The organism is Rhodococcus sp. BH4 (genome assembly GCF_002079265.1).
In the GTDB taxonomy this organism is placed as follows: Bacteria; Actinomycetota; Actinomycetes; order Mycobacteriales; family Mycobacteriaceae; genus Rhodococcus_F; species Rhodococcus_F qingshengii.
The window spans coordinates 2,796,764-2,819,172 of record NZ_CP014941.1; the positions used below are offsets into that span (position 1 = coordinate 2,796,764).

At 63.2% G+C, this 22,409-nt stretch carries 25 protein-coding genes; 18 read left to right on the top strand and 7 right to left on the bottom strand.

Translation table 11 applies throughout. From position 1 onward, the window contains the following. Positions 1 to 6: 6 nt before the first annotated feature. From dapA to A0W34_RS13025, 5 genes are all read left to right on the top strand, one after another. Positions 7 to 912, top strand: coding sequence for a 4-hydroxy-tetrahydrodipicolinate synthase (gene dapA, locus A0W34_RS13005; protein ID WP_003942142.1), 906 nt, complete (start codon positions 7 to 9; stop codon positions 910 to 912). Beyond that, a complete protein-coding gene (locus A0W34_RS13010; RefSeq protein ID WP_003942231.1) occupies positions 913 to 2,922 on the top strand; it encodes a ribonuclease J in 2,010 nt (669 codons plus the stop codon). It begins immediately after the preceding gene. 59 nt (positions 2,923 to 2,981) lie between these two features. Then, positions 2,982 to 3,605 (top strand): TIGR03085 family metal-binding protein, encoded by a 624-nt coding sequence (locus tag A0W34_RS13015; protein ID WP_007735153.1) that lies wholly within the window; start codon positions 2,982 to 2,984, stop codon positions 3,603 to 3,605. Between the two features lie 124 nt (positions 3,606 to 3,729). Beyond that, complete coding sequence (locus tag A0W34_RS13020) at positions 3,730 to 6,501, top strand: DNA translocase FtsK (RefSeq protein WP_030535561.1); 2,772 nt, start codon at positions 3,730 to 3,732, stop codon at positions 6,499 to 6,501. A gap of 45 nt (positions 6,502 to 6,546) precedes the next feature. Next, entirely contained in the window at positions 6,547 to 7,527 is a 981-nt protein-coding gene (locus A0W34_RS13025) for a TerC family protein (RefSeq protein ID WP_019748181.1), read from the top strand. Positions 7,528 to 7,543: 16 nt separating this feature from the next. Here A0W34_RS13025 and A0W34_RS13030 read toward each other — a convergent pair whose 3' ends face one another. Next, positions 7,544 to 7,828, bottom strand: coding sequence for a YciI family protein (locus A0W34_RS13030; protein ID WP_003942124.1), 285 nt, complete (start codon positions 7,826 to 7,828; stop codon positions 7,544 to 7,546). Positions 7,829 to 7,886: 58 nt separating this feature from the next. Continuing rightward, entirely contained in the window at positions 7,887 to 8,411 is a 525-nt protein-coding gene (locus A0W34_RS13035; protein WP_007735157.1) for an amino-acid N-acetyltransferase, read from the bottom strand. A gap of 120 nt (positions 8,412 to 8,531) precedes the next feature. Here A0W34_RS13035 and pgsA point away from each other — a divergent pair, with 120 nt between their 5' ends. The 5 genes from pgsA to pspM all read left to right on the top strand — a co-directional run bounded on the left by pgsA (position 8,532) and on the right by pspM (position 11,984). Beyond that, positions 8,532 to 9,173: a CDP-diacylglycerol--glycerol-3-phosphate 3-phosphatidyltransferase gene (gene pgsA / locus A0W34_RS13040; RefSeq protein WP_003942125.1), complete on the top strand. Its 642-nt coding sequence runs from the start codon at positions 8,532 to 8,534 to the stop codon at positions 9,171 to 9,173. Further along, positions 9,170 to 9,667 carry a CinA family protein gene (locus A0W34_RS13045; protein ID WP_003942100.1) on the top strand — a complete coding sequence of 166 codons (498 nt, stop codon included), beginning with the start codon at positions 9,170 to 9,172 and terminating at the stop codon, positions 9,665 to 9,667. The genes pgsA and A0W34_RS13045 overlap by 4 nt, the downstream gene beginning before the upstream one ends. 90 nt (positions 9,668 to 9,757) lie before the next feature. Continuing rightward, positions 9,758 to 10,138, top strand: a complete 381-nt coding sequence (locus A0W34_RS13050; RefSeq protein ID WP_003942191.1) for a helix-turn-helix domain-containing protein — start codon at positions 9,758 to 9,760, stop codon at positions 10,136 to 10,138. 156 nt (positions 10,139 to 10,294) lie between these two features. Further along, positions 10,295 to 11,107, top strand: coding sequence for a phage shock protein PspA (pspA, locus tag A0W34_RS13055; RefSeq protein ID WP_003942098.1), 813 nt, complete (start codon positions 10,295 to 10,297; stop codon positions 11,105 to 11,107). A 31-nt stretch (positions 11,108 to 11,138) separates the two neighbouring features. Continuing rightward, positions 11,139 to 11,984 carry a phage shock envelope stress response protein PspM gene (pspM, locus tag A0W34_RS13060; protein ID WP_020907518.1) on the top strand — a complete coding sequence of 282 codons (846 nt, stop codon included), beginning with the start codon at positions 11,139 to 11,141 and terminating at the stop codon, positions 11,982 to 11,984. 38 nt (positions 11,985 to 12,022) lie between these two features. Here pspM and A0W34_RS13065 read toward each other — a convergent pair whose 3' ends face one another. The 3 genes from A0W34_RS13065 to A0W34_RS13075 are packed head-to-tail and all read right to left on the bottom strand — an operon-like array spanning position 12,023 to position 13,908. Then, positions 12,023 to 12,628 (bottom strand): energy-coupling factor transporter transmembrane component T family protein, encoded by a 606-nt coding sequence (locus A0W34_RS13065; RefSeq protein WP_081557782.1) that lies wholly within the window; start codon positions 12,626 to 12,628, stop codon positions 12,023 to 12,025. After that, the gene (locus tag A0W34_RS13070; RefSeq protein ID WP_081557783.1) at positions 12,625 to 13,305 is read right to left on the bottom strand and encodes an energy-coupling factor ABC transporter ATP-binding protein; all 681 of its coding nucleotides are present in this window, start codon (positions 13,303 to 13,305) and stop codon (positions 12,625 to 12,627) included. Before A0W34_RS13070 ends, A0W34_RS13065 begins: the two co-directional genes overlap by 4 nt. 6 nt (positions 13,306 to 13,311) lie before the next feature. After that, the gene (locus tag A0W34_RS13075; RefSeq protein WP_007735162.1) at positions 13,312 to 13,908 is read right to left on the bottom strand and encodes a biotin transporter BioY; all 597 of its coding nucleotides are present in this window, start codon (positions 13,906 to 13,908) and stop codon (positions 13,312 to 13,314) included. Between the two features lie 225 nt (positions 13,909 to 14,133). On the opposite strand from A0W34_RS13075, the gene A0W34_RS33165 reads away from it, so the two are divergent. The 8 genes from A0W34_RS33165 (at position 14,134) to recX (ending at position 20,639) form a co-directional block, all read left to right on the top strand. Continuing rightward, positions 14,134 to 14,322 carry a hypothetical protein gene (locus A0W34_RS33165; RefSeq protein WP_020907519.1) on the top strand — a complete coding sequence of 63 codons (189 nt, stop codon included), beginning with the start codon at positions 14,134 to 14,136 and terminating at the stop codon, positions 14,320 to 14,322. A gap of 17 nt (positions 14,323 to 14,339) precedes the next feature. Continuing rightward, complete coding sequence (locus tag A0W34_RS13080; protein ID WP_042450681.1) at positions 14,340 to 15,053, top strand: PIG-L deacetylase family protein; 714 nt, start codon at positions 14,340 to 14,342, stop codon at positions 15,051 to 15,053. Between the two features lie 73 nt (positions 15,054 to 15,126). Further along, positions 15,127 to 15,765: a TetR/AcrR family transcriptional regulator gene (locus A0W34_RS13085; protein ID WP_003942216.1), complete on the top strand. Its 639-nt coding sequence runs from the start codon at positions 15,127 to 15,129 to the stop codon at positions 15,763 to 15,765. 2 nt (positions 15,766 to 15,767) lie between these two features. Continuing rightward, the gene (locus A0W34_RS13090; protein ID WP_064444528.1) at positions 15,768 to 17,303 is read left to right on the top strand and encodes a glycerol-3-phosphate dehydrogenase/oxidase; all 1,536 of its coding nucleotides are present in this window, start codon (positions 15,768 to 15,770) and stop codon (positions 17,301 to 17,303) included. Between the two features lie 12 nt (positions 17,304 to 17,315). Next, entirely contained in the window at positions 17,316 to 18,479 is a 1,164-nt protein-coding gene (locus tag A0W34_RS13095; RefSeq protein WP_042450679.1) for a glycosyltransferase, read from the top strand. A gap of 52 nt (positions 18,480 to 18,531) precedes the next feature. Continuing rightward, entirely contained in the window at positions 18,532 to 18,726 is a 195-nt protein-coding gene (locus tag A0W34_RS13100; RefSeq protein WP_003942185.1) for a DUF3046 domain-containing protein, read from the top strand. A gap of 288 nt (positions 18,727 to 19,014) precedes the next feature. Further along, positions 19,015 to 20,052 carry a recombinase RecA gene (recA, locus tag A0W34_RS13105; RefSeq protein WP_007735170.1) on the top strand — a complete coding sequence of 346 codons (1,038 nt, stop codon included), beginning with the start codon at positions 19,015 to 19,017 and terminating at the stop codon, positions 20,050 to 20,052. Between the two features lie 8 nt (positions 20,053 to 20,060). Then, entirely contained in the window at positions 20,061 to 20,639 is a 579-nt protein-coding gene (gene recX, locus A0W34_RS13110) for a recombination regulator RecX (RefSeq protein ID WP_054825713.1), read from the top strand. Positions 20,640 to 20,754: 115 nt separating this feature from the next. Here the strand turns inward: recX and A0W34_RS13115 are convergent, their stop codons facing one another. Together A0W34_RS13115 and A0W34_RS13120 are read right to left on the bottom strand one after the other, a co-directional pair. Next, positions 20,755 to 21,651: an amino acid ABC transporter permease gene (locus tag A0W34_RS13115; RefSeq protein ID WP_007735172.1), complete on the bottom strand. Its 897-nt coding sequence runs from the start codon at positions 21,649 to 21,651 to the stop codon at positions 20,755 to 20,757. Next, positions 21,648 to 22,328, bottom strand: coding sequence for an amino acid ABC transporter permease (locus tag A0W34_RS13120; protein ID WP_003942105.1), 681 nt, complete (start codon positions 22,326 to 22,328; stop codon positions 21,648 to 21,650). Before A0W34_RS13120 ends, A0W34_RS13115 begins: the two co-directional genes overlap by 4 nt. Between the last annotated feature and the right edge of the window lie 81 nt (positions 22,329 to 22,409).

The window sequence follows — 22,409 nt, forward strand, 5'->3', positions numbered from 1 at the left end:
CTGACCATGACCTACGGTGATTCCGCTTCTCTTGTCGAGCGTCCGTTCGGCACCATTTCCGTTGCGATGGTGACCCCGTTCACTGCCGACGGGAAGTTGGACGTCGACGCGGGAGTGCGCCTCGCAGCCCATCTCGTCGACAACGGCTGTGACGGCCTCGTTCTTGCCGGTACCACCGGTGAATCTCCCACCACCACCGAGTCCGAGAAGCTCGACCTGCTCCGCGCAGTGATCGACGCCGTCGGTAACCGCGCGAAGATCGTTGCAGGCGCCGGCAGCAACGACACCGCTCACAGCGTCGAACTCGCACGTGACGCGGCTCGCGCCGGAGCGCACGGTCTGCTCGTCGTCACCCCGTATTACTCACGTCCGCCCCAGGCCGGACTGTTTGCACACTTCACCGCCGTCGCCAACGCGACCGACCTGCCCGTCATGTTGTACGACATTCCGCCCCGCTCCGTCGTTCCCATCGAGACCGAGACGATCCGCCGACTCGCCGAGCACCCGCGAATCAAGGCCGTCAAGGACGCCAAGGGCGACCTCAACGCCGGCGCAGAGTTGATCGGCACCACCGAGCTTCAGTTCTTCTCCGGCGACGACCCGCTGAATCTGCCGTGGCTCGCTGTCGGCGCCACCGGCTTCGTCAGCGTCATCGGCCATCTTGTTCCGGGTCGTCTCCGTGACCTTCACACCGCGTTCGTGTCCGGCGACATCGCCCGCGCACGCGAGATAAACCTCAGTTTGATCCCTGTGATTCGTTCCGTTGCCCGCCTCGGCGGTGTCAGCGCTTCGAAGGCGGGTCTGCGACTCATCGGAATCGATGTCGGAGAACCACGCCTTCCGCAGGTTGCACCCACTAAAGAGCAGATCGACGGTCTTGCCGCCGATCTGCATGCGGCAGGAGTTTTGTAAATGACCCGTCCCCCCCGACGTCGTAGTGCCAGTCGTCAAGCCGGTCCGCCTTCGCCTCCGGCTCCCGAAACGGCCGCAAAGGCCGCACCGGTAGAGGCACCAGCTGCGCCGGCGGCAGAAGCGGCCCCCGCCGCAGCCGCCCCGCCCAAGAAGGCCGCAGCAACCAAATCTGCAGCAACCAAGTCCGCTGCCACCAAATCTGCTGCACCGAAGAAGTCGACCGAAGACAGGTCGCCGCGCAAATCTTCCGGCGGTAACCGACCGGCAGCATCGAAGTCGGGCAACGGGCGCGGAAACAAGCGCCCCGAGAACCGTCCGGCCGTCGATCCCACGGGTCGCCTCGGAACACCCCCGAAGGCGCCGGCATCGGGTCTGCGCATCGTCGCGCTGGGCGGCATCGGCGAAATCGGTCGCAACATGACGGTGTTCGAGCACCGTGGCAAGTTGCTGATCGTCGACTGCGGTGTGCTGTTCCCCGAGGACCAGCAGCCTGGCGTCGACCTGATCCTCCCGGACTTCCGCTACATCGAAGACCGTATGGACGACGTCGAAGCCGTCATCTTGACTCACGGACACGAGGACCACATCGGTGCTCTGCCGTTCTTGCTGCGTCTGCGCGCGGACATTCCGGTCATCGGCGCGAAGTTCACTCTCGCTCTCGTTGCCGCCAAGTGCCGCGAGCATCGCCTGCGTCCGAACCTGGTCGAGGTCGTCGAGGGAAACACCACCACCCATGGCCCGTTCGACTGCGAGTACTTCGCGGTCAACCACTCGATTCCCGACGCTCTCGCGATCGCGATTCGCACCGACGCCGGTGTCGTACTGCACACCGGTGACATCAAGCTCGATCAGCTGCCTCTCGACGGCCGCCTGACCGACCTCGCCGGATTCTCCCGCCTGGGCGACGAGGGCGTCGACCTGTTCCTCGTCGACTCGACGAACGCCGAGGTTCCGGGATTCGTCACACCCGAGCGCGAAATCGGGGGAGTGCTCGACAATGTCATCGGCAAGGCGAAGCAGCGCGTCATCGTGGCATCGTTCGCCAGCCATGTGCATCGCATCCAGCAGGTCGTCGACGTAGCCGCTCGGTACAACCGCCGCATCGTCTTCGTCGGCCGCTCGATGGTCCGCAACATGCAGATCGCCCAGGATCTGGGCTACCTGACGGTGCCCGACGGCCTCGTCGTAGACATCGACACCGCCGCCACCCTTCCCGACGATCGCCTGGTGCTCATTTCGACGGGTTCGCAGGGTGAGCCGTTGGCAGCGCTCTCGCGGATGGCGCGCGGCGAACACCGTCAGATCAACATCCGCGCCAACGACCTTGTCGTTCTCGCGTCGTCGCTGATCCCGGGCAACGAGAACTCCGTTTTTGCCGTGGTCAACGGTTTGGCCAAGCGCGGTGCCACCGTCGTGACCCAGCAGAGCGCCAAGGTTCACGTCTCGGGCCACGCGTCCGCCGGTGAGTTGCTCTACCTGTACAACGCGGTTCGGCCCACCAATGCCATGCCCGTCCACGGTGAATGGCGGCACCTGCGTGCCAACGCCGCGCTGGCAAAGGCAACCGGCGTGCCGGAAGAGCGCATCGTATTGGCCGAGGACGGCGTCGTGGTCGACATGGTGGACGGTCTCGCCGAGATCGTCGGACGCGTACCGGTCGGACACGTCTACGTCGACGGTCTGTCCGTCGGCGACGTCGGTGAGCCGACGCTGTCCGATCGCCTCGTGCTCGGTGAGGGCGGCTTCATCGCGATCACCATCGTCATCAACGAGTCGACGGGCCGTGCGGTCAGCACCCCCGAGGTGTCCGGTCGCGGCTTCTCCGACGATCCGACAGCGCTCAAGGCTGCCGCGGATCTCGTGGAATCGGACCTGGCCCGGTTGGCGAGCGAAGGCGTCATCGACGCTCATCGCATCGCGCAGTCGGTGCGCCGCGTCGTCGGACGCTGGGTCGCGGACAAGTACCGCCGCCGTCCGATGATCATTCCGACGGTCATCGCGGTTCCGTAGATTCGGCACAGCAGGTCGCTTCCGCTCGAACCCGGTCCGGTTCGAGTACTTTGGCGAAGGTGACCTTCGCTCATGACGAACGACTCGCCCTGGTGGACAGCATGGTCGAATTCGGCCCCGATGCTCCGACACTGTGTGGGGAGTGGACCAATCGTGACCTGGCAGCACATCTGATAGTCCGGGAGCGGCGTCTCGACGCCGCTCCCGGAATCATGTTGAGCCCTCTTGCCGGTCACACCGAGAGCGTGCGTAAGGCCGCAGCGGCGCGTCCGTGGGAGGAGATCCTCGACGACGTTCGGAGTGGGCCGCCTCGGTGGTCGCCGATGTACTGGCTCGACGCGCAGGTGAATACCACGGAAATGTTCATCCACCACGAAGATGTACGACGCGCACATCTGAACTGGGCGCCGCGTCCGTTGTCGGAGGGTCGGCAGGCTCAGCTGTGGAAGTACGCCCGGCAGATCGGCAAGATGGGTTACCGCAAAGCCGCTGTCGAGGTCATTTTCGAACTTCCGTCCGGCGAGAGTGCGGTCGTCCACAAATCCGGCTCTCGCAGTGTTGTCCTGCAGGGTGAACCCGCCGAGTTGCTGCTGCACGCTTTCGGTCGCAACGAGGTGAAGATCGAAGCCAAAGGTGAACTGGCCGACGTTCAATCCGTGATGGCGCTCGATCGCAGTTTCTGATGGCCCCCTTCTGCCGGAGCCGAGCTCGACAGACGGGTTGTGAAGATCACGTTTCGCACTCGCCACCAGTGTTGCTGGTGTTGCGGATGGTCCAGATGGGGTCGCACAGACTAGCCTGAACTCCATGGCAGGTAAGTCGAGCGCCCGGGGATCCAGTACAAGCACGTCTACGTCCAGGGCATCGACCAGGTCGTCAGCCTCTACTCCGAGCGCGCGCGCAACCGCAAAACCTCGTGCCTCGCGCACCACGCGAACCGTATCGACTCCTCGAAATGTCACGACTTCGGCCAGGGCTGGTGGGCGCCCCGCGTCGGGCAAAGGCTCCAAGCCGGCGCCCAAGAAGGCGTCCGGTACGTCGTCGGCCGCGCGCCGCCCGGTATCGAAAACCTCTCAGCGGGCCAGCCCGTTGGCCGCTGTAGGCAAGGGAATCGGAGCCGGGTGGTCCCTGGCTGCCCGCGGCGTCGGCGCCACCACACGCACCGTCAGTAAGGTCGGCGAGATCGAAGCCGGCCACCGCCGCGACGGAATAGCGCTCGGCCTGATCGCATTCAGCGTCGTCATCGCCGGTGGCGTCTGGTTCAAGGCCGGTGGTCCGATCGGCGGCGGCATCGACACCCTCGTGCGGGCGATCTTCGGCGCGGCCTCGGCCGTGCTCCCCATCGTCGGCGTCGGCCTCGCGATCCTGTTGATGCGCACCGAACCGAAACCTGAGATCCGGCCCCGACTGATCATGGGATCGCTGCTGGTCGGTCTGCCGGCGCTCGGCCTCTGGCACATCATCTCGGGTTCACCGACAGACGCCACCGGTCGCTCCAACGGCGCAGGGTTTGTCGGATACGTCGTGGGCGGCCCGCTCACCAACGGGCTCACCGTCTGGCTGTCTGCGCCGCTGCTGGTCATCGCCGCCGGATTCGGAATCCTCCTTCTGACCGGAACGACTCTGCGTGAGGTGCCGAGCAAGTTCCAGTCCTTCTTCGGCGCCTCGTATCGCTCGGATGAATACGGCGACTACGGATCCGAATTCGACGAGGATGGTGAGCACCACTACGGCGAATCTGCTTACGATCCTTCACTGTTCGACGCCGACGGCTACCCGGTCGACACCTACGCCGAGCCGCCGCTCAAGCCCGCCAAGCGGACCAGCCGACGCGCACCGATCGACAACTACCCGACGGACGAGTTCGAATCCGGAGACAAGAAGACCGAAGTCCTCGGTCTGTGGAACGCCGACGACACCGCAGTACCCGACGAGCCCGTCGCGGCTGCGGCAGCGCCCGTCGTGGAGACGCCGGCACCGCGCCCCAAGGTGCCTGCGCGTTCGGTCCCCATCGCCAAGCCCGTGCCGAAACCCGAACCGGAGCCGGAGGAGAAGGAACACTTCGTCACCGATCGGGTCACCGACGGCGACTACAACCTCCCGCCGACGACGTTGCTGATCGAGGGAGACCCGCCCAAGCTCCGCAGTTCTGCGAACGACGCGATGATCGAGGCGATCAGCGAAGTCCTCGAACAGTTCAAGATCGATGCCGCTGTTACCGGTTTCACCCGCGGACCGACGGTGACGCGCTACGAGGTCGAACTCGGCCCAGGCGTGAAGGTCGAGAAGATCACCGCGCTCGCCCGCAACATCGCGTACGCCGTGGCAACCGACAACGTCCGCCTCCTGGCCCCCATTCCGGGTAAGTCCGCGGTGGGTATCGAGGTACCGAACTCCGACCGCGAAATGGTCCGCCTCGCCGACGTTTTGAACGCGCCGAGCACCCGACGCGATCACCATCCGCTGGTGATCGGTCTCGGTAAGGACATCGAAGGTGACTTCGTCAGTGCGAACCTCGCGAAGATGCCCCACCTTCTGGTGGCAGGTTCGACCGGCTCGGGTAAGTCGAGCTTCGTGAACTCGATGCTCGTCTCGTTGCTCACCCGAGCAACGCCCGAAGAAGTACGGATGATCCTCATCGACCCCAAGATGGTCGAGCTCACGCCGTACGAAGGTATCCCGCACCTGATCACGCCGATCATCACTCAGCCGAAGAAGGCAGCGGCAGCGCTGGCCTGGTTGGTCGAGGAGATGGAACAGCGTTACCAGGACATGCAGGCCAACCGGGTGCGTCATATCGACGACTTCAACTCCAAGGTCAAGTCCGGGGAAATCACCGCGCCGCTGGGCAGCGAGCGCGTCTACCGCCCGTACCCGTACATCCTGGCGATCGTGGACGAGTTGGCCGACCTCATGATGACCGCTCCGCGCGACGTCGAAGAAGCAATCGTCCGCATCACCCAGAAAGCCCGCGCTGCCGGAATCCACCTGGTGCTGGCAACGCAGCGCCCGTCCGTCGACGTCGTCACCGGCCTGATCAAGACCAACGTGCCTTCGCGTCTGGCGTTCGCGACGTCCTCGCTCACGGACTCGCGAGTCATCCTCGATCAGCCCGGCGCCGAGAAGCTCATCGGTATGGGTGACGGCCTGTTCCTGCCCATGGGCGCGGGTAAGCCGACCCGTATGCAGGGCGCGTTCATCACCGACGAGGAAATCTCGGCGGTTGTCGACTTCGCGAAAAACCAGGCCGAGCCCGAGTACACCGAAGGTGTCACCGCACAGAAGGCAGGGGAGAAGAAAGACGTCGACCCCGACATCGGCGACGACATGGATGTCCTCCTGCAGGCCGTGGAATTGGTCATCACGAGTCAATTCGGTTCGACGTCGATGTTGCAGCGCAAGCTACGAGTCGGGTTCGCCAAGGCCGGCAGACTGATGGACCTCATGGAAAACCGCGGCGTCGTCGGACCCAGCGAGGGCTCGAAGGCACGCGAGGTGCTCATGAAGCCCGAGGAGCTCGACGGTCTGCTGTGGTCGATACGCGGCGGCGACCCGGATGAGGCACCTGCAGACGAGTAGGGACACCTCGGCGGAGAAGCCGTCGACAGACGACCGGAGGAACCCGTGCATGTGACGCCGTTGGCTTGGGGAATCACGATCGTGGTGATCCTCGGCCTGTTCGTCTTCGACTTCTTCGCCCATGTCCGCACTCCGCATGCGCCGACCTTCCGGGAGTCCGCATTCTGGTCGACGGTCTACATTTCGATCGCCATCGTCTTCGGCCTCGTCGTGATGTGGATCTGGGGCACCACGTACGGCGGTGAGTACTTCGCCGGCTACGTCACGGAGAAGGCGCTCTCGGTCGACAATCTGTTCGTCTTCGTGATCATCATGTCGACGTTCGCCGTCCCGCGAGAGTTCCAGCAGAAAGTCCTGCTGATCGGCATCGTCCTCGCATTGGTGATGCGCGGAATCTTCATCGGAGTCGGTGCGGCCGCCATCAATGCGTACAGCTGGGTGTTCTACCTCTTCGGTGCGTTCCTGATCTACACCGCGTACACCCTGATCCGCGATCACGGGCATGAGAAGGAAGCCGAGGAGAAGCGCGACAGTCGCATCATCTCACTCGTGAAGCGGGTGCTGCCGACAACCGAGGAATACGACGGGGACAAACTGATCACCCGGATCGACGGCAAGCGCGTCGTGACACCGTTGTTGTTGGCGCTCATCGCAATCGGGTTTGCCGACGTGCTCTTCGCGCTCGATTCGATTCCGGCGATCTACGGTCTGACCCAGGAACCGTATCTGGTGTTCACCGCCAATGCCTTCGCGCTGATGGGTCTACGGCAGCTGTACTTCCTGATCGGTGGGTTGCTCGAACGGCTGGTCTATCTCTCGTACGGGCTCTCGATAATCCTGGCGTTCATCGGTGTGAAATTGGTACTTCACGCGTTGCACGAGAACACCCTCTCGTTCGTCAACGGAGGTGAACACGTCTCCGTCCCGGAAATCTCCACGGCACTCTCACTCGGAGTGATCATCGGAGTATTGGCGGTGACGACGGTCGCGAGCCTGTTGAAGACTCGCGACCGGGCGGGGGAGTAAGCCGGGGCCGGGGCTCTCAGGCGCTGAACTGACCCAACACCGGAACCCACTCGGTGATCCGGACCTTCTCGATCAAATCGGCGATCGCGAACGGATCGTGGGTGAAGAGGAGGGAAACGGTGTCGGCGTCTGCGGCGTCGACGATGATCAGCGCGCCGTTTCCATCTGCAAACGGGCCGGATGACAAGACGATCGAGCGGGAAACCAGATCCGCGAGCCACGCGCGGTGATCGCTACGGACTTCGTCGCGCTGAGCGTTCTTCTCGGGCGCGTAGGTGTATTCGACGAGGAACAACGACATCGTGAACCGCTTTCGGGGCTGGTGATCGAGAGGGTGGTGTGTGAAGAGTCTGAACGGTTCAGAGAGTCAGGAGCATGCGAGTATTGCCGAGTGTGTTGGGTTTCACATAGCTCAGATCGAGGAACTCGGCGACGCCGGCGTCGTAGGACCGACACATTTCCGCATAGACCTCGGCGGTGACGGGGGTGCCGTCGATCTCCGCGAATCCGTGACGGTGGAAGAACTCGGTCTCGAACGTCAAAACGAACAACCGTTCCAACTCCAATTCCTTGGCGACCTCGATGAGTTTGTCGACGACGTGGAAACCTGCGCCCTGGCCTTTGGCAGTCGGATCGACTGCGACGGTGCGGATCTCACCCAGGTCCGCCCACAGCACATGCAGTGCGCCGCAAGCGATTACCTGGCCGCCTCGCTCGGCGACCCAGAACTCCTGGACTGCCTCGTACAGTGTCACGAGATTCTTCTCGAGGAGGATCTTGCCGGCGTAGATGTCGATCAGACGCTTGATTTCGGGGATGTCCGACGTTCGCGCGCGACGCACGATCAACTGGCTCTCGGTATAGGTCGGCGCGGTCGAAGTCATGTGGTGCACATTAGTCAATGGCCCTACCGATATTCTAAGTCGCGTGCCTGTCCGCCCCACGCAATTCCCGCGCCGCTCGGCTTTGTCCCGGGTTCGGCTCACCGCCTGTGCGGTGATCCGATGAGTACCCCGCGCGATCAGACCGACGCCCATCGCGCCGCCGTCGGCCCGTCCGACGGCACACCTGTCGCGGACAACCCGGTTCCGTTGCTGAACATCGCGAACATTCTCACGATGGTCCGAATGGTTCTCGTTCCGGTTTTTCTCGTTGTTCTGTTCGTCGACGGCGGACACTCGACGTGGTGGCGTCTCGGGGCAATGGGCGTGTTCATCGTCGCCGCGATCACGGATCGGATCGACGGCCAATTGGCTCGGAAGTACGGTCTGGTCACCGATTTCGGCAAACTCATGGACCCGATCGCGGACAAGGCACTGATCGGCGCCGCGCTGATCGGTCTTTCGGTTCTCGGTGACCTGTCGTGGTGGGTGACCGGAGTGATCATCGCCAGAGAACTCGGAATCACGCTGTTGCGGTTCGCGGTACTGCGGCACGCGGTCATCCCGGCGGGCAAGGGCGGCAAGCTCAAGACCCTCGTGCAGGCCGTCGCGATCGGGTTCTACCTCTGCCCGCTGCCGAGCAGTTGGGACATCGTCAGCGGATTGCTGATGGCTGCTGCCGTCGTGCTGACGGTGGCGACGGGAATCGAATACATCGTGCAGGCGATCAGGCTTCGCGCCGGAGTTCGCGCAGTCGAGTCATGACGGACCCGCTGCTCGCACTCGGAGTGGTCGAACTCGTCGACGCCCTTGGCGCCGCGAGGCAGACTGTCGCCGCCGCCGAATCTCTGACGGCTGGCTTGTTCACGGCTGCGGTCGCGTCCGTGCCAGGGTCGAGCGCGGTGCTGCGTGGGGGCCTGGTCGTGTACGCGACCGACTTGAAAGCGACGCTGGCGGGCGTGGATCCCGAGCGTCTGGCAACGGACGGCCCCGTGTCCGAGAGCACCGCCGTGGCTTTGGCGCTCGGCGCCCGGACGAGGTGCGGCGCCGACTGGGGTATCGGACTGACCGGAGTCGCCGGTCCGAGTGAGCAGGACGGACACCCGGTCGGAACGGTGTTTCTCGGTATCGCCGGCCCGGACGGAACCGAATGCGTACCCCTCGCGCTCGGCGGCGAACGGTGGGAGATTCGGACAACCGCAGTCGCAACTGCCGTGTCGCGGTTACGTGATCGTGTCGCAGAGCGTGCGGCACGATAGGCTCGGGAACCAATCGGATGTGTTCGGACGTTGACGATTGTGAAGACGTACGACCATGCACGATGAGGTCACGGATGAAGGAGGAGCGAGATGGCGCTGCTATTGCGTGAGGCAATCGGTGACAGTCTCCGGCGTACGCGCGTTTCGCAGAGCCGCACGCTACGTGAGGTGTCGAACAGCGCGCGTGTGAGCTTGGGCTATCTGTCCGAAGTGGAACGTGGACGTAAGGAAGCATCGAGCGAACTGTTGGCGGCGATCTGTGATGCGCTCGCAGTCCCACTATCCGACGTGCTGGTCGACGTGAGCGAGACCCTGGCCACGAAGAAGAGCGCTCCGGTAGCTGGTCGACAGGTCGCCGAACCTGCGGTGTCGGCTTCCGGTTCGGTCTCGGCTTCCGGTTCGCCGACAATCGCACGCGATACCCGCGTCGTGATTCCGGCACCGAACGCTCGAAGGTTGGCGGCGGCGTAGCCACTACCGGCCGTAACCGATAGATTTTGTACGTAACCGCCGGTTTCCAGCAGGTGGGGTCAGAGCAGATAGGGCGCAGCCCTTGTTTCGGTGCGCGACGGTCGCGCTCCGGGTCGCGTTCGGCGCGGCGCATCAGATGGAGGCAGGATCAAACCAATGGCTAATCCTTTCGTCAAGGGCTGGAAGTACCTGATGGCGCTCTTCAATTCGAAGATCGATGAGAAGGCAGATCCAAAGGTTCAGATTCAGCAGGCGATCGAGGACGCACAGCGCCAGCATCAGGCGTTGTCCCAGCAGGCTGCGTCGGTGATCGGTAATCAGCGTCAACTCGAGATGAAGCTCAGCCGTCAACTCGACGAGGTCGAAAAGCTCAACGCCAACGCGCGCCAGGCCGTCAACCTCGCCGATCAGGCCGCTGCTGCCGGCGACAACGACAAGGCGATCCAGTACACCAACGCTGCCGAAGCTTTTGCGGCCCAGTTGGTGACGGCCGAGCAGGGCGTCGAAGATCTGAAGGCACTGCACGACCAGTCCTTGCAGGCCGCCGCTCAGGCCAAGAAGGCTGTCGAGCAGAACGCGATGACTCTGCAGGCAAAGGTTGCCGAGCGCACCAAGCTGCTCAGCCAGCTGGAGCAGGCCAAGATGCAGGAGCGCGTGAGCGAGTCCCTTCGGTCCATGGACAGCACGCTGTCGGCTCCCGGCAACACACCCAGCCTCGATGCTGTGCGCGACAAGATCGAGCGGCGTTACGCCGACGCACTCGGCTCTGCCGAGCTCGCCCAGAACTCCGTTCAAGGCCGCATGATGGAGGTCCAGCAGGCCTCGGTCCAGATGGCAGGGCACAGTCGCCTCGAGCAGATTCGTGCTTCCATGAAGGGCGAGGCACTGCCTTCCGGCGGCGCAGCAGCCACTCCTGCGACTCCGTCCGTCGAGAAGCAGCCCCCGGCTGCCGGTCAGACCGGGCAGTAGCCGAATCCTCGATGTCGGCAGTGATGCTCTGATGTTTTCTTCACGAGACGGTCGATCTGGGCGCGAGCCCCGGTCGGCCGTTCCCGTTTCCGTATCCGGCGCCTTCGGAGCGTTGGGACGCACCGCGGACACATTGCGCGAGGTCGGACTGTCTGCGGCGGATGCCGCTCGGCGGTGGCAGGACCCGCGCGCCAAATTCGAGCGCAAACGTGCCCGTGCACGTCGACGCGCTCAGCGTTGGGGTTTCATGTCCGGCGGATCAGTGGTCGGCACGGCCGGCCTTGCTGTTGCGTCGGCCCCCGAGTGGTCGGTGGTCGTGGCAGGCGGGGGAGCGGCACTGTTCGCGGTTCCCGCCGTCATCGCGGTCGGCCGTTACCGTTCGATGAGTTCCGGCCCACCGCCGTCGGCGCCGATTCGCCGGCGCTTGCCACCGTCGTCGTCTCGCGCGTTCATCCCGATGTCTCGCCTCATCGGCGCCGAGACTTCGTTGTTCGAGATCTTGAGTGTGCTCAGGCGCGCCGACACCATCGACCCCGGTGAGTTGGACGAAATCACTGTTACCGCCGATTCGGCATTGAGAGCGATGTTCGCGGTGTCTTCGGATGTCGTCGCGATGGAACGCGCCGTGGCCGCTACACCCAAGGTGACCGAACCTCTTGATCCCACCATCGACGGCGCAGTTCGTGAGTTGCAGTCGGGGTTGGATCAGTACGAGGATCTGGTGACCTCCGCAGCTGCATTGACAGCGCCTCACAGCCCTTCGGCTCTGGTGGGATTCAACCGAGAACTCTCGGCGCTGCACGCGGCCGCCGAGCGACTCTCGGCGCTTGCCGACGCCATCGGTGAGGTGGACGACATCACCCGCAAGTACAACTGATCGGTCCTCGCGCCTGATCGATGCACCTGTTCGAAATCTCAGTCGTCGGCGCCGCGGGCCGCCAACGCTTCACCCATTGCGTCCGCGGTCATCAGGGTGCCGACGATGACCGGAACTGCGAAGGATCGCAGCGAGAATCCGAGCCCTCGCGCCTTGCGTGCCTCGGACACCTGTGTGATGACCTCGAACATCAGCGGGATGCACCGGATCGTCATTGCGAGGAGCAAAGCGATCCGTTCGGGATTGACCCCGAAGCGTCGCAAGGGTGTCAGGAACCGGGTGATCGCGTCGAGCATCTCGGAGATCCGTGTGGTCAGACCCATGATCGCCGCGAAGGCGATCGAGATGATCAGAACCCCGCACACGACGGCCGCTCGCTGCCATCCCGCGACTACCAGCTGGAACGCCCCGATGAAGAGCAACATCCACAGCGCCGGACGCAGCTGCCGGATCGCAGTCATCGGAGGAATGCGCGCAATCGCGTACAGGGCCACAACGACGATCGTGGGAACTGCCAGTTGCCACGGCTCACGAACGAAGATCGAGACGGCGAGGATGGCCACGACCAAGGCGAAGAGCTTGATCCCCGTCGGCATCCGGTGCAGGAGCGATGTACCCGGCCGGTAGACGCCGAGAGTGGTCACGAGACCAACGACCGGTAATGGCCGATCGAGTCGGCGGGGGAGCCGTCGGCGACGACACGGCCTTGGTCGACAACCAACACCCGTTCGAATGATTCGAGGAGATCGAGTTGGTGGGTCACGACGATCAGTTGCTGATCGAGTGACTCGAACACCGAGGTGATCAGCCGAGAGTTGCGAAGATCGAGGAGCGTGGTGGGCTCGTCGGCGACGAGTACGTTCGGTTCCGTCACCATGATGGCCGCGAGCGCGAGTAGCTGCTTCTGCCCGCCCGAAAGCTGGTGGGTGGGATGGTCGGCGTGCCCGGCGAGGCCGTAGCGTTCGAGCACCGAGGCCACCTTTGCAGCGCGCTCGGCTTTGCCCAATCCGCTACGGCGGAGCGAGAATTCGATGTCCTCGGCAACCGTCGGCATCACGATCTGGTGGTTGGGATCGGTGAAGACGAATCCGACCTGCTTGCGTACGTCGCGGCCCTTCTTCGCCGTGTCCAAGCCGTTGACGTGGACGTGTCCTTCCGTCGGAACGACCAGTCCGTTGATCATGCGAGCGAGGGTCGACTTGCCGCTTCCGTTCGCACCCACGATCCCGATTCGCTGCTCGCTCAGTCGCAGATCTATCTGCTGAAGGACCGTTCGTTCACCGAAGCTGTGTCCGACGTTCTCGAAGACGATCTCACTCATCGGAGATTAATTCGCCACCACGGTCTTGTTCGACGAGATCACCGAGTCGCGCAGTAGTGCCGGGTATGCCCGGTGAACCTGGGACGCGACCAACGCGGTGACGACCGCTTTTGCGGCGTCGAGCGGGATGAAGGCGGCGTTGGCCGACCATGCGGCAACGAAGCTCATGTGTCCGCGGACCATCATTCCTACGATGCCGAACGCGTAGAGAACGACGACGCCGCCGAGAAGGTTGATGCCGATGCCCGCGATGATCCGGTACTTGGGCAGCATCTTGGCGGTCAGCCATCCGATGACAAACGCCGTCGGGATCCAACCGATGAGGAATCCGGCTGTCGGGCTCGAGAGAGACACGAGTGCGGTGCGACCGCCGGCAAGGACCGGTAGACCGACCAATCCCAGAGCAATGACCGTCAGGACGGCGAGAACACCCTTGCGCGGTCCGAGTAGAGCGCCGGCCATCATGACGCCCATGGACTGAAGGGTGATCGGCACGCCGGAAATGCCGATGTTGATCGACCCGGGTAGGCCCAGCGCGATGATGAGTGCGGCGAAGACGGCTACATGCGCGAGATCGCGAGCGGGGAAACGGGTCGTAGACACTGCGGACGTGCTCCTTCGGCATACGGGATCGAACTTCGCGAGTTTACGCCAGGAGCAAGCTCCCATGGGTTGGACACCTGACCTGCGTGAGGGCCGGTCTCGGGGTGAACCCTGATCTTTACCTGAACTTGCCGCTGAGCTGCTGCTTTGTCACGCCAGACCTGTCAGGCTGGTTCTACGGACGACGCAGCACCTGTCCGATTCGACTGATTATTCAACGGCACGTTGGAGGTAAGCATGTTTTGGAAGATCGTTTTGGCCGTCGTACTGGTGTGGGTCGCACTCGCGGTGGTCGGTGCCCTGATCAAGGGGCTTTTCTGGGTTCTGGTGGTCGGCGCTGTCGGCTTCGGAATCTACTTCCTGGTGAAGGCGATGTCGGGAAGTGACGACAATTCGCCCGCTTCGCGGTTCTGACGGGCAAGATCTGCACTATGGAAAACTTCCCCGAGGACTGGCAGCGCGCGATTGTCATCGTGGCGCATCCCGATGACATCGAATACGGCGCAGCCGCAGCAGTGGCGCAGTGGACCGATCGCGGCAAAGACGTGCGATATGTCCTGGCCACGCGCGGCGAGGCCGGAATCGCCGGTCTGTCGCCCGAAGAGTCCGGCCCCATCCGCGAGGAAGAAGAGCGTCGCTCGGCCGCGATCGTCGGTGTCGGTGAGGTGGAGTTCCTCGGCCTGCCCGACGGTCGTCTCGTGGAAGGCTTGGAGTTGCGCTCGACTCTCGCCGCAGCAATTCGCCGCCACCGTCCGGAATTGGTGGTGACGATGAACTTCTCCCACACCTGGGGCCCCGGCTATCTGAACAGCGCAGATCACCGTGCACTCGGGATCAGCGTTCTCGACGCAACTGCCGACGCAGCAAACGAATGGATCTTTCCCTCATTGACGGCGCAGGGACTGGCGCCGTGGCCTGGTGTTCGGTGGGTTGCGGTCAATACGATGACTCCCACACACTGCGTCGACGTGACGTCGACGGTCGATCGCGCCGTGGATTCGCTCGCGGAACATGCGCGATATCTGGCGGCGCTGAGTTCCACGCCGATCCGGGAACAGGCGCGCGCACAGATCGACATGGTCAGCGGACCGAAGCCTGGTTTCGACGCCGAGCGAGCAGTTGGTTTCGAGTTGTACTATTTCTGATGATCTCTGAGCGAGAGAAATCGAAAGTCCCGACGGGATTACCGGTGACTTGTCCGGTATTGTGTTACACACGATGGTAATCCGTAACGCAGATGACTCAATTGCCCCTCGCAAGGCAGATGGTCAGCGCATCCCCAGCCGCGAGATCGACGACGTGATTCTCGACGCAGCAAGGTCGTGTGTCCTCGATTTCGGAATGCAGCGAACCACACTTGCCGAGATCTCGCGTCGCGCCGGCGTGAGCCGACCGACGGTCTACCGGCGATGGCCGGACACGCGAGCTGTCGTCGCGGACCTGCTCACCCGGGAGATCCGATCGGTGCTGCCCGAGGTGACCTTCAACGGGTCTGCCGGCACGTTGCTCGTGGAGGCGATCGGTGACGTCGTCGGCCAGATTCGCGACCATCCGCTCTTCGTGAAAATTCGGCAAGCCGATCAAGAATTGCTGACGACCTACATCGTGGACCGGCTCGGCGCGAGCCAGAAGTCGATTCTCGAGCTGATCACATCCGTTGTCGCGGCCGGCCAACAGGATGGTTCGATTCGCGAGGGAAGCGTCAACGAGATCGCGGCGATGGTTCTACTGATGGCTCAGTCCGTCGTCATTTCTGCGCCGACTCTCGAGCCGGAGCTTTCCTCCGATGCGTCGGTCGAGCAACTTCGATATGCGGTCGCTGCTTATCTGGCACCCGTCAAGAATTCGGGAGAATAGCTGTGAGCCCCCTAGATTCAGCAGGCAGCGATTCAGCGCTCAACGCACAACGGCGTACTCGTGAACTCGAGCAGTTGGCGAACGGCGATTCGGTCGACGTCCTGGTGATCGGCGGCGGAATCACCGGTGTCGGTGTCGCTCTCGACGCCGTGACTCGTGGGCTCAGTGTTGCGCTGGTCGAAAAGCACGACCTCGCGTTCGGCACCAGCCGCTGGAGTTCGAAACTCGCACACGGCGGCCTTCGGTACCTGGCTTCCGGCAATGTCGGTATAGCGCGTGAAAGTGCGGTCGAGCGCGGCATCCTCATGACGCGCACCGCGCCGCACCTCGTTCGCGCCATGCCTCAACTCGTACCGCTGTTGCCCGAAACGTCGTTCTTCGGGAAGGCCCTGGTGCGTACCGGTTTCCTGGCCGGTGACGCTCTGCGCATGTCGGCGCGAACCCCGGCTTCGGTGCTGCCCAGATCACGGACGGTCAGCGCTGCGCGGGCGCGCGAATTGGCTCCCGCGGTCAAGCAGGAGAACCTACGAGGCGCCTTGACCGCGTTCGACGGGCAGCTCATCGACGACGCCCGCCTCGTCGTCGGTATCGCCAGAACCGCAGCGTCGCACGGCGCGCGAATCCTGACCCGCGTCGGTGCATACGACGTATCCGGAACGTCGGCCACCTTGCGCGACGAGTTGACCGGATCCGAGTTCTTGATGCGTGCCCGCGTCGTGGTCAATGCGACCGGTGTCTGGGCTGATCAGGTCGACTCCAGCATCACCCTGCGCCCCAGCCGCGGGACGCACCTGGTGCTCGATGCAGCGCGATTGGGGAACCCCACGGCAGCGCTGACCGTGCCGATTCCCGGCGAGACCAACCGTTTCGTCTTCGCCCTGCCCGCCCAGCTCGGCCGGATCTACCTCGGGTTGACCGACGAAGCAGCGCCGGGACCGGTGCCAGACGTGCCGTCGGCGTCAGAGGACGAGATCGACTTCCTGCTCGACACCGTGAACACGGCGTTGGAAGTTCCGCTGACCCGTGGGGACGTCTTGGGGACCTTCGCGGGTCTGCGTCCGCTGCTGGACACCGGTGAAGGCTCGACGGCCGACCTCTCGCGCAATCACGCTGTAGTCCGTTCGGACTCGGGCTTGGTCACGGTGGTAGGCGGAAAACTCACGACGTACCGCAAGATGGCCGAAGACGCCGTCGACGCTGCGGTCGAGGTCGGGTCGCTGAGCGCCGGGGCATGTCGGACACGCGCGTTGCCGCTGGTAGGCGCTGCATCACCGGCGGAATTGAAGAAGATCAAGGCACCCGCGTCATTGGTGGCGCGATACGGCACCGAGGCCGAGGTCGTTGCCGCGGCGAGCGGCGATCGTCTCCGGTCGGTTGCGGACTTGGAGATCTGCGGTGCCGAGTTCGATTTCGCGGTGTCGCATGAAGGCGCCCTCGACGTCGACGACGTCCTCGATCGCAGGACGAGAATCGGATTGGTGGCTTCGGATCGCGAACGCGCACTGGGTGCGGCGGAACAGGCCTTTCACTCGGTGTGACACTCTGATCCGGTGCGTGTAGCCGTTGTTGCCGGGCCGGACCCGGGTCATGCTTTTCCCGCAATAGCGTTGTCGCTGGCGTTGATCCAGGCCGGCGACGAACCGATCCTGTACACGGGGACCCGGTGGGTCGAGGCAGCGCGAGCAGCCGGCGTGGAAGCCGAGCCGCTCAAGGGCTTGGCCCCGCGGCCGGGAGACGACGATCTTGATGCAGGCGCTCGGATTCATTCGCGCGCCGCCTATATTTCCACCGAACTGCTTCCCGACCTGAAATCCGTCTCCCCGGATCTCGTCGTTTCCGACATCCTCACTGCCGGAGGCGGATTGGCCGCCGAAAGACTTGGCATCCCCTGGGTGGAACTCTCGCCTCACCCGCTGTACTCACCTTCACGGGGGTTGCCGCCGATCGGCAGTGGGCTCGCTCCCGGCGTCGGAATTCGTGGTCGACTCCGCGATACCCTGATGCGCGCAGCGACGGGACGTTCGATCAAGCAAGGGTTGGCCCAGCGATCCCAGGCCCGTGTCGGTGTCGGACTGCCCGCTCTGGATCCCGGTCCGCAAGCGCGGCTGATCGCAACACTTCCGGCACTCGAAGTGCCTCGCCCCGACTGGCCGGAGCGCGCTCACGTCGTCGGACCGCTTCTGTGGGAGCCGACCGAGGTGATTCTGGATCCACCGCCAGGTGACGAACCGCTGGTTATGGTGGCGCCCTCCACGGCGCACACCGGCGCAGTGGGAATGTTCGAGGGCACGGTCGAAGGACTCGGCGGAGCCGGTGTGCGGCTGATTGCGTCGATGCTCGACGGGGCTGAAGGTGAGCATCCTGATTGGGTTCGTGCAGGTCTCGGACGCCAGGACGCGATGCTGCGTGACGCGTCGGTGTTGGTATGTGGCGGCGGGCACGGCATGTTGGCGAAGGCCCTGCTGGCCGGCGTGCCGACGGTCGTCGTTCCCGGGGGCGGGGACCAGTGGGAGTTGGCCAATCGCGCTGCGCGGGCAGGGACGTCGGTGATCGTGCGGCCCGCAGATGCTCAGTCGATTCGCGATGCCGTACTGCAGGTGCTCTCCGACAAACGATTCGCGGAAGCTGCGAGAGCGGCTGCCGCGACTGCGTCGCAGGTCACCGATCCGGTGGCGGTGTGCCGACAGGTGGTCAACGGAGGTGTGACGGCGTGAGCACGTTGCGCCTGAATGCAGGTGCACCGCTCTGTGGACTACGGTGGCGGCTGTGCGGTTGACCGAATTTCATGAAATGGTGCGCGAAGAGTTCGGGCAGGTACGAGGCGACTCGATGCTGATCGACCATGTACTCCAGAGTCTCGACGGAATGACTGCCGCGGAGGCCGTCGAAGCAGGCTGGGAGCCTCGCGAAGTGTGGCGTGCGCTCTGTGTGGAGTTCGACGTACCACCCGCCCGCCGCTGATTCTTCGGCGTGTCGAACGTCTCCCATCTTCTGTTCGAACACGTGTTCGTCTATGCTGAACCTGTTCGGTGGTGACGCTTCTTTGGTAACTGCGAACTTTCGATGTTCTACAAACGCGGTGACCTACAAACGCGGTGATCGACAAGCGCTAAAGCAAGATCGAAAAGTCTGTCGGTGGCCGGATCTACTCTGATCGCAACACACCAACAGGGTCGGCTCAGGCAGGCGCTGAAGAGACGGAGTCTGCTCAGGCAGGCACTGAAGACTGAAACAAGGATGGGGATCACGATGGCACCACAGGCACCTGATCGGGACAAGGCACTCGACCTCGCGTTGGCGCAGATCGACAAGAACTTCGGCAAGGGTTCGGTGATGCGCCTGGGTGAGGGTGTCCGCCAGCCCATTGCCGTCATTCCCACCGGTTCCATCGCGCTCGACGTCGCGCTGGGTATCGGCGGACTGCCGCGTGGCCGCGTCATCGAGATCTACGGCCCGGAATCTTCGGGTAAGACCACCGTGGCACTGCACGCAGTTGCCAATGCTCAGGCCAACGGCGGCATCGCGGCGTTCATCGACGCGGAGCACGCACTCGATCCCGACTATGCAGCCAAGCTGGGCGTCGATACCGATGCACTCCTGGTCTCGCAGCCCGATACGGGTGAGCAGGCCCTCGAAATCACCGACATGCTGATCCGTTCAGGCGCCCTCGACATCGTCGTGATCGACTCCGTGGCCGCTCTTGTTCCTCGCGCCGAGATCGAAGGCGAGATGGGTGACAGCCACGTCGGTTTGCAGGCTCGACTGATGAGTCAGGCGCTGCGCAAGATCACCGGTGCCATGAACAACTCGGGCACCACCGTCATCTTCATCAACCAGCTTCGCGAGAAGATCGGTGTGATGTTCGGTTCTCCCGAAACCACCACCGGTGGTAAGGCACTGAAGTTCTACGCTTCGGTCCGCCTCGACATCCGTCGTATCGAAACTCTCAAGGACGGTACCGACGCAGTGGGTAACCGCACTCGCGTCAAGGTCGTCAAGAACAAGGTCGCGCCGCCGTTCAAGCAGGCCGAGTTCGATATTCTCTACGGCCAGGGCATCAGCAAGGAAGGCTCGCTCATCGACATGGGTGTCGAGCACGGGTTCATCCGCAAGTCCGGCTCCTGGTACACCTACGAAGGTGACCAGTTGGGTCAGGGCAAGGAAAATGCTCGTAAGTTCTTGCTGGAGAACACCGATATCCGTGACGAGATCGAGAAGAAGATCAAGGAAAAGCTCGGTATCGGTGCTGACGTCACTGCAACCGACGAAGCTCCCGCCGACTTCTGAGTTCAGTCATGAGCTTCGACGACGGTGACAACGGCGAGAATGCTCGTGAAGAGTACGGCGCTCCTCGGCGTCGATCCCGTCAACGATCCGAGAAGCCGTCGCAACGCGCAGAGGGTGGGACGGAGGCGCAGGCCAAAGATGCTTGCCTACGCCTCCTGACCGACCGGGCGCGCAGTCGTTCCGAGCTGGAAACAAAGCTGAGCGGGCGCGGCTTCGAGCCCGAGATCATTGCCAAGGTCCTCGATCGACTCCAAGAAATCGGGTTGATCGACGACGCAGACTTCGCGAACCAGTGGGTTCATTCGCGGCATACGTACTCGGGCAAGGGAAAGCGTGCGCTTGCAGTCGAGTTGCGGCTCAAAGGAATCGACCAGGACACCGCTTCCGAAGCGTTGTCACAGATCGATCCGGAAGATGAACGCGAGCGAGCAGCGGAGCTGGTTCGGCGGAAGCTGAAGAACAAGCCCGTCGATGATCGCGACAAGGTCACGCGTCGACTGGTCTCGATGCTGGCACGCAAGGGATATTCAGCGGGGATGTCCTACGAGGTGGTCAAAGCCGAGATGGCGGCGGTCACCGACTCGTAGCGAAGTGCAGCATTCAGAACAAAAGGGCGGGGGTACCACCGAAATTCGGTGGTACCCCCGCCCTGTTGTGTATTCGCGCTAACGCGGCTGGATTCGACTCACGGCTCCATCTGATTCACGGCTTGGTCAGGTCCATACCCGGAACCGAAACAGCTGGGTCGGCGGACGGAGCCGCGATGGGGCCCTTGCCCTTTCGCTTCCCGGACCGCAGGCGCTTCTCCACCTTGGTTGCCAGGAAGGTCAGAGCCGAGTTGAGAGCGATCATGATCGCTGCGACCACGATGAGCGCCGGCAGGAAGTTTCCGTAGAAGGTGCCGAGCTGTTGGGCCTGACGCACCAGCTCGACATACCCGATCAGGTAGCCGAGGGCGGAGTCCTTCAACGCCACGACCATCTGTGAAATCAGTGCCGGGAGCATGGCGGTAACCGCTTGGGGGAGCAGGATTGTCACCATGATCTGCGTCTTGCGCATGCCTAGTGCCTTGGCGGCCTCACTTTGCCCTCGTGGGAGTGAGTTGATTCCGGCGCGGACGATCTCGGCGATCACTGACCCGTTGTACAGGGTCAAGCCCACGACGACTGCGGCGAGTGCGAGGTACTTGGACTTGAAGACTTCGTATTCGGCGAACACCTGATACGAGAAGATCATCAGAATCAGAACCGGTACTGCTCGGAACAATTCGACGATGACGCCGCAGATCTTCCGAATGATGTTGTGCTCGGAGAGTCGGCCGATACCCAGGGCAGAACCGAGGATGAGCGCGAAGACGATGGACATCGCAGCCGCGATCAGCGTCCCTCGGATGCCGGGTATCAGATACGTTGTCCACGAGGTGGATTCGAGGAACGGATCCCACTTCGCTGCTGTCAGCTGGCCCTTTTCGTCGAGTGCGCGGTAGATGACGTAACCGATTGCGACCATGAGTGCGGCGACGACAAGGGATGCGAATCGGTAGAGATTTCGCGCTCTCGGACCTGGCGCGTCGTAGAGGACTGTTGCGCGGTTGCTCATCGTGAAACCTCGAATCGCTTGCTCAGCTTGCCGAAGATCAAGCCCATGGGAAGTGTCAGGATCACGAAACCGACAGCGAAGATTCCACCGACGACGAAGATCGCCGCTTCGTTTTCGATCATCTTCTTCATCAGCGCTGACGCTTCGGATACGCCGATCACCGCGGCGATGGTCGAGTTCTTGGTCAGTGCGATCAGCACGCTACCCAGCGGTGCTGTGACCGCGCGAAATGCCTGAGGCAGGACGATCAGCCGAAGATTTTGTGCAAACGACAGACCGAGTGATCGGCCCGCTTCGGCCTGGCCGACCGGAACGGTATTGATTCCCGATCGAAGTGACTCACACACGAACGCGGCGGTGTAGACACTGAGGCCGAGGACGGCGAGTCGGAAGTTGTTGTCCACCAGAAATGTCGGCGAATCCGACTTGGCGAGGTTGACTCCGAGCGTCTGCGAAAGACCGAACAGACAGAACAACAGAATCAGTGTGAGGGGGGTATTGCGGAACACGGTCACGTACGCGGCGCCCAGGAATCGGGCGACCGGGACCGGTGACACGCGCATCGCCGCGATCAGCACACCGATGATGACAGCGCCGATCGCGGAGAAAAATGTCAGCTGGATCGTGGTCCAGAAGGCTTCCAGAAGCTGGTCGCCGTACTTGCTCAGAAGGTTCACTTGCCGTCTCCCCAGATCACGGGATCTCCGTTGGTGGCGTCACGCGCTGCGGCTCCCGAAGTGGGAGCCGCAGCGAGATTG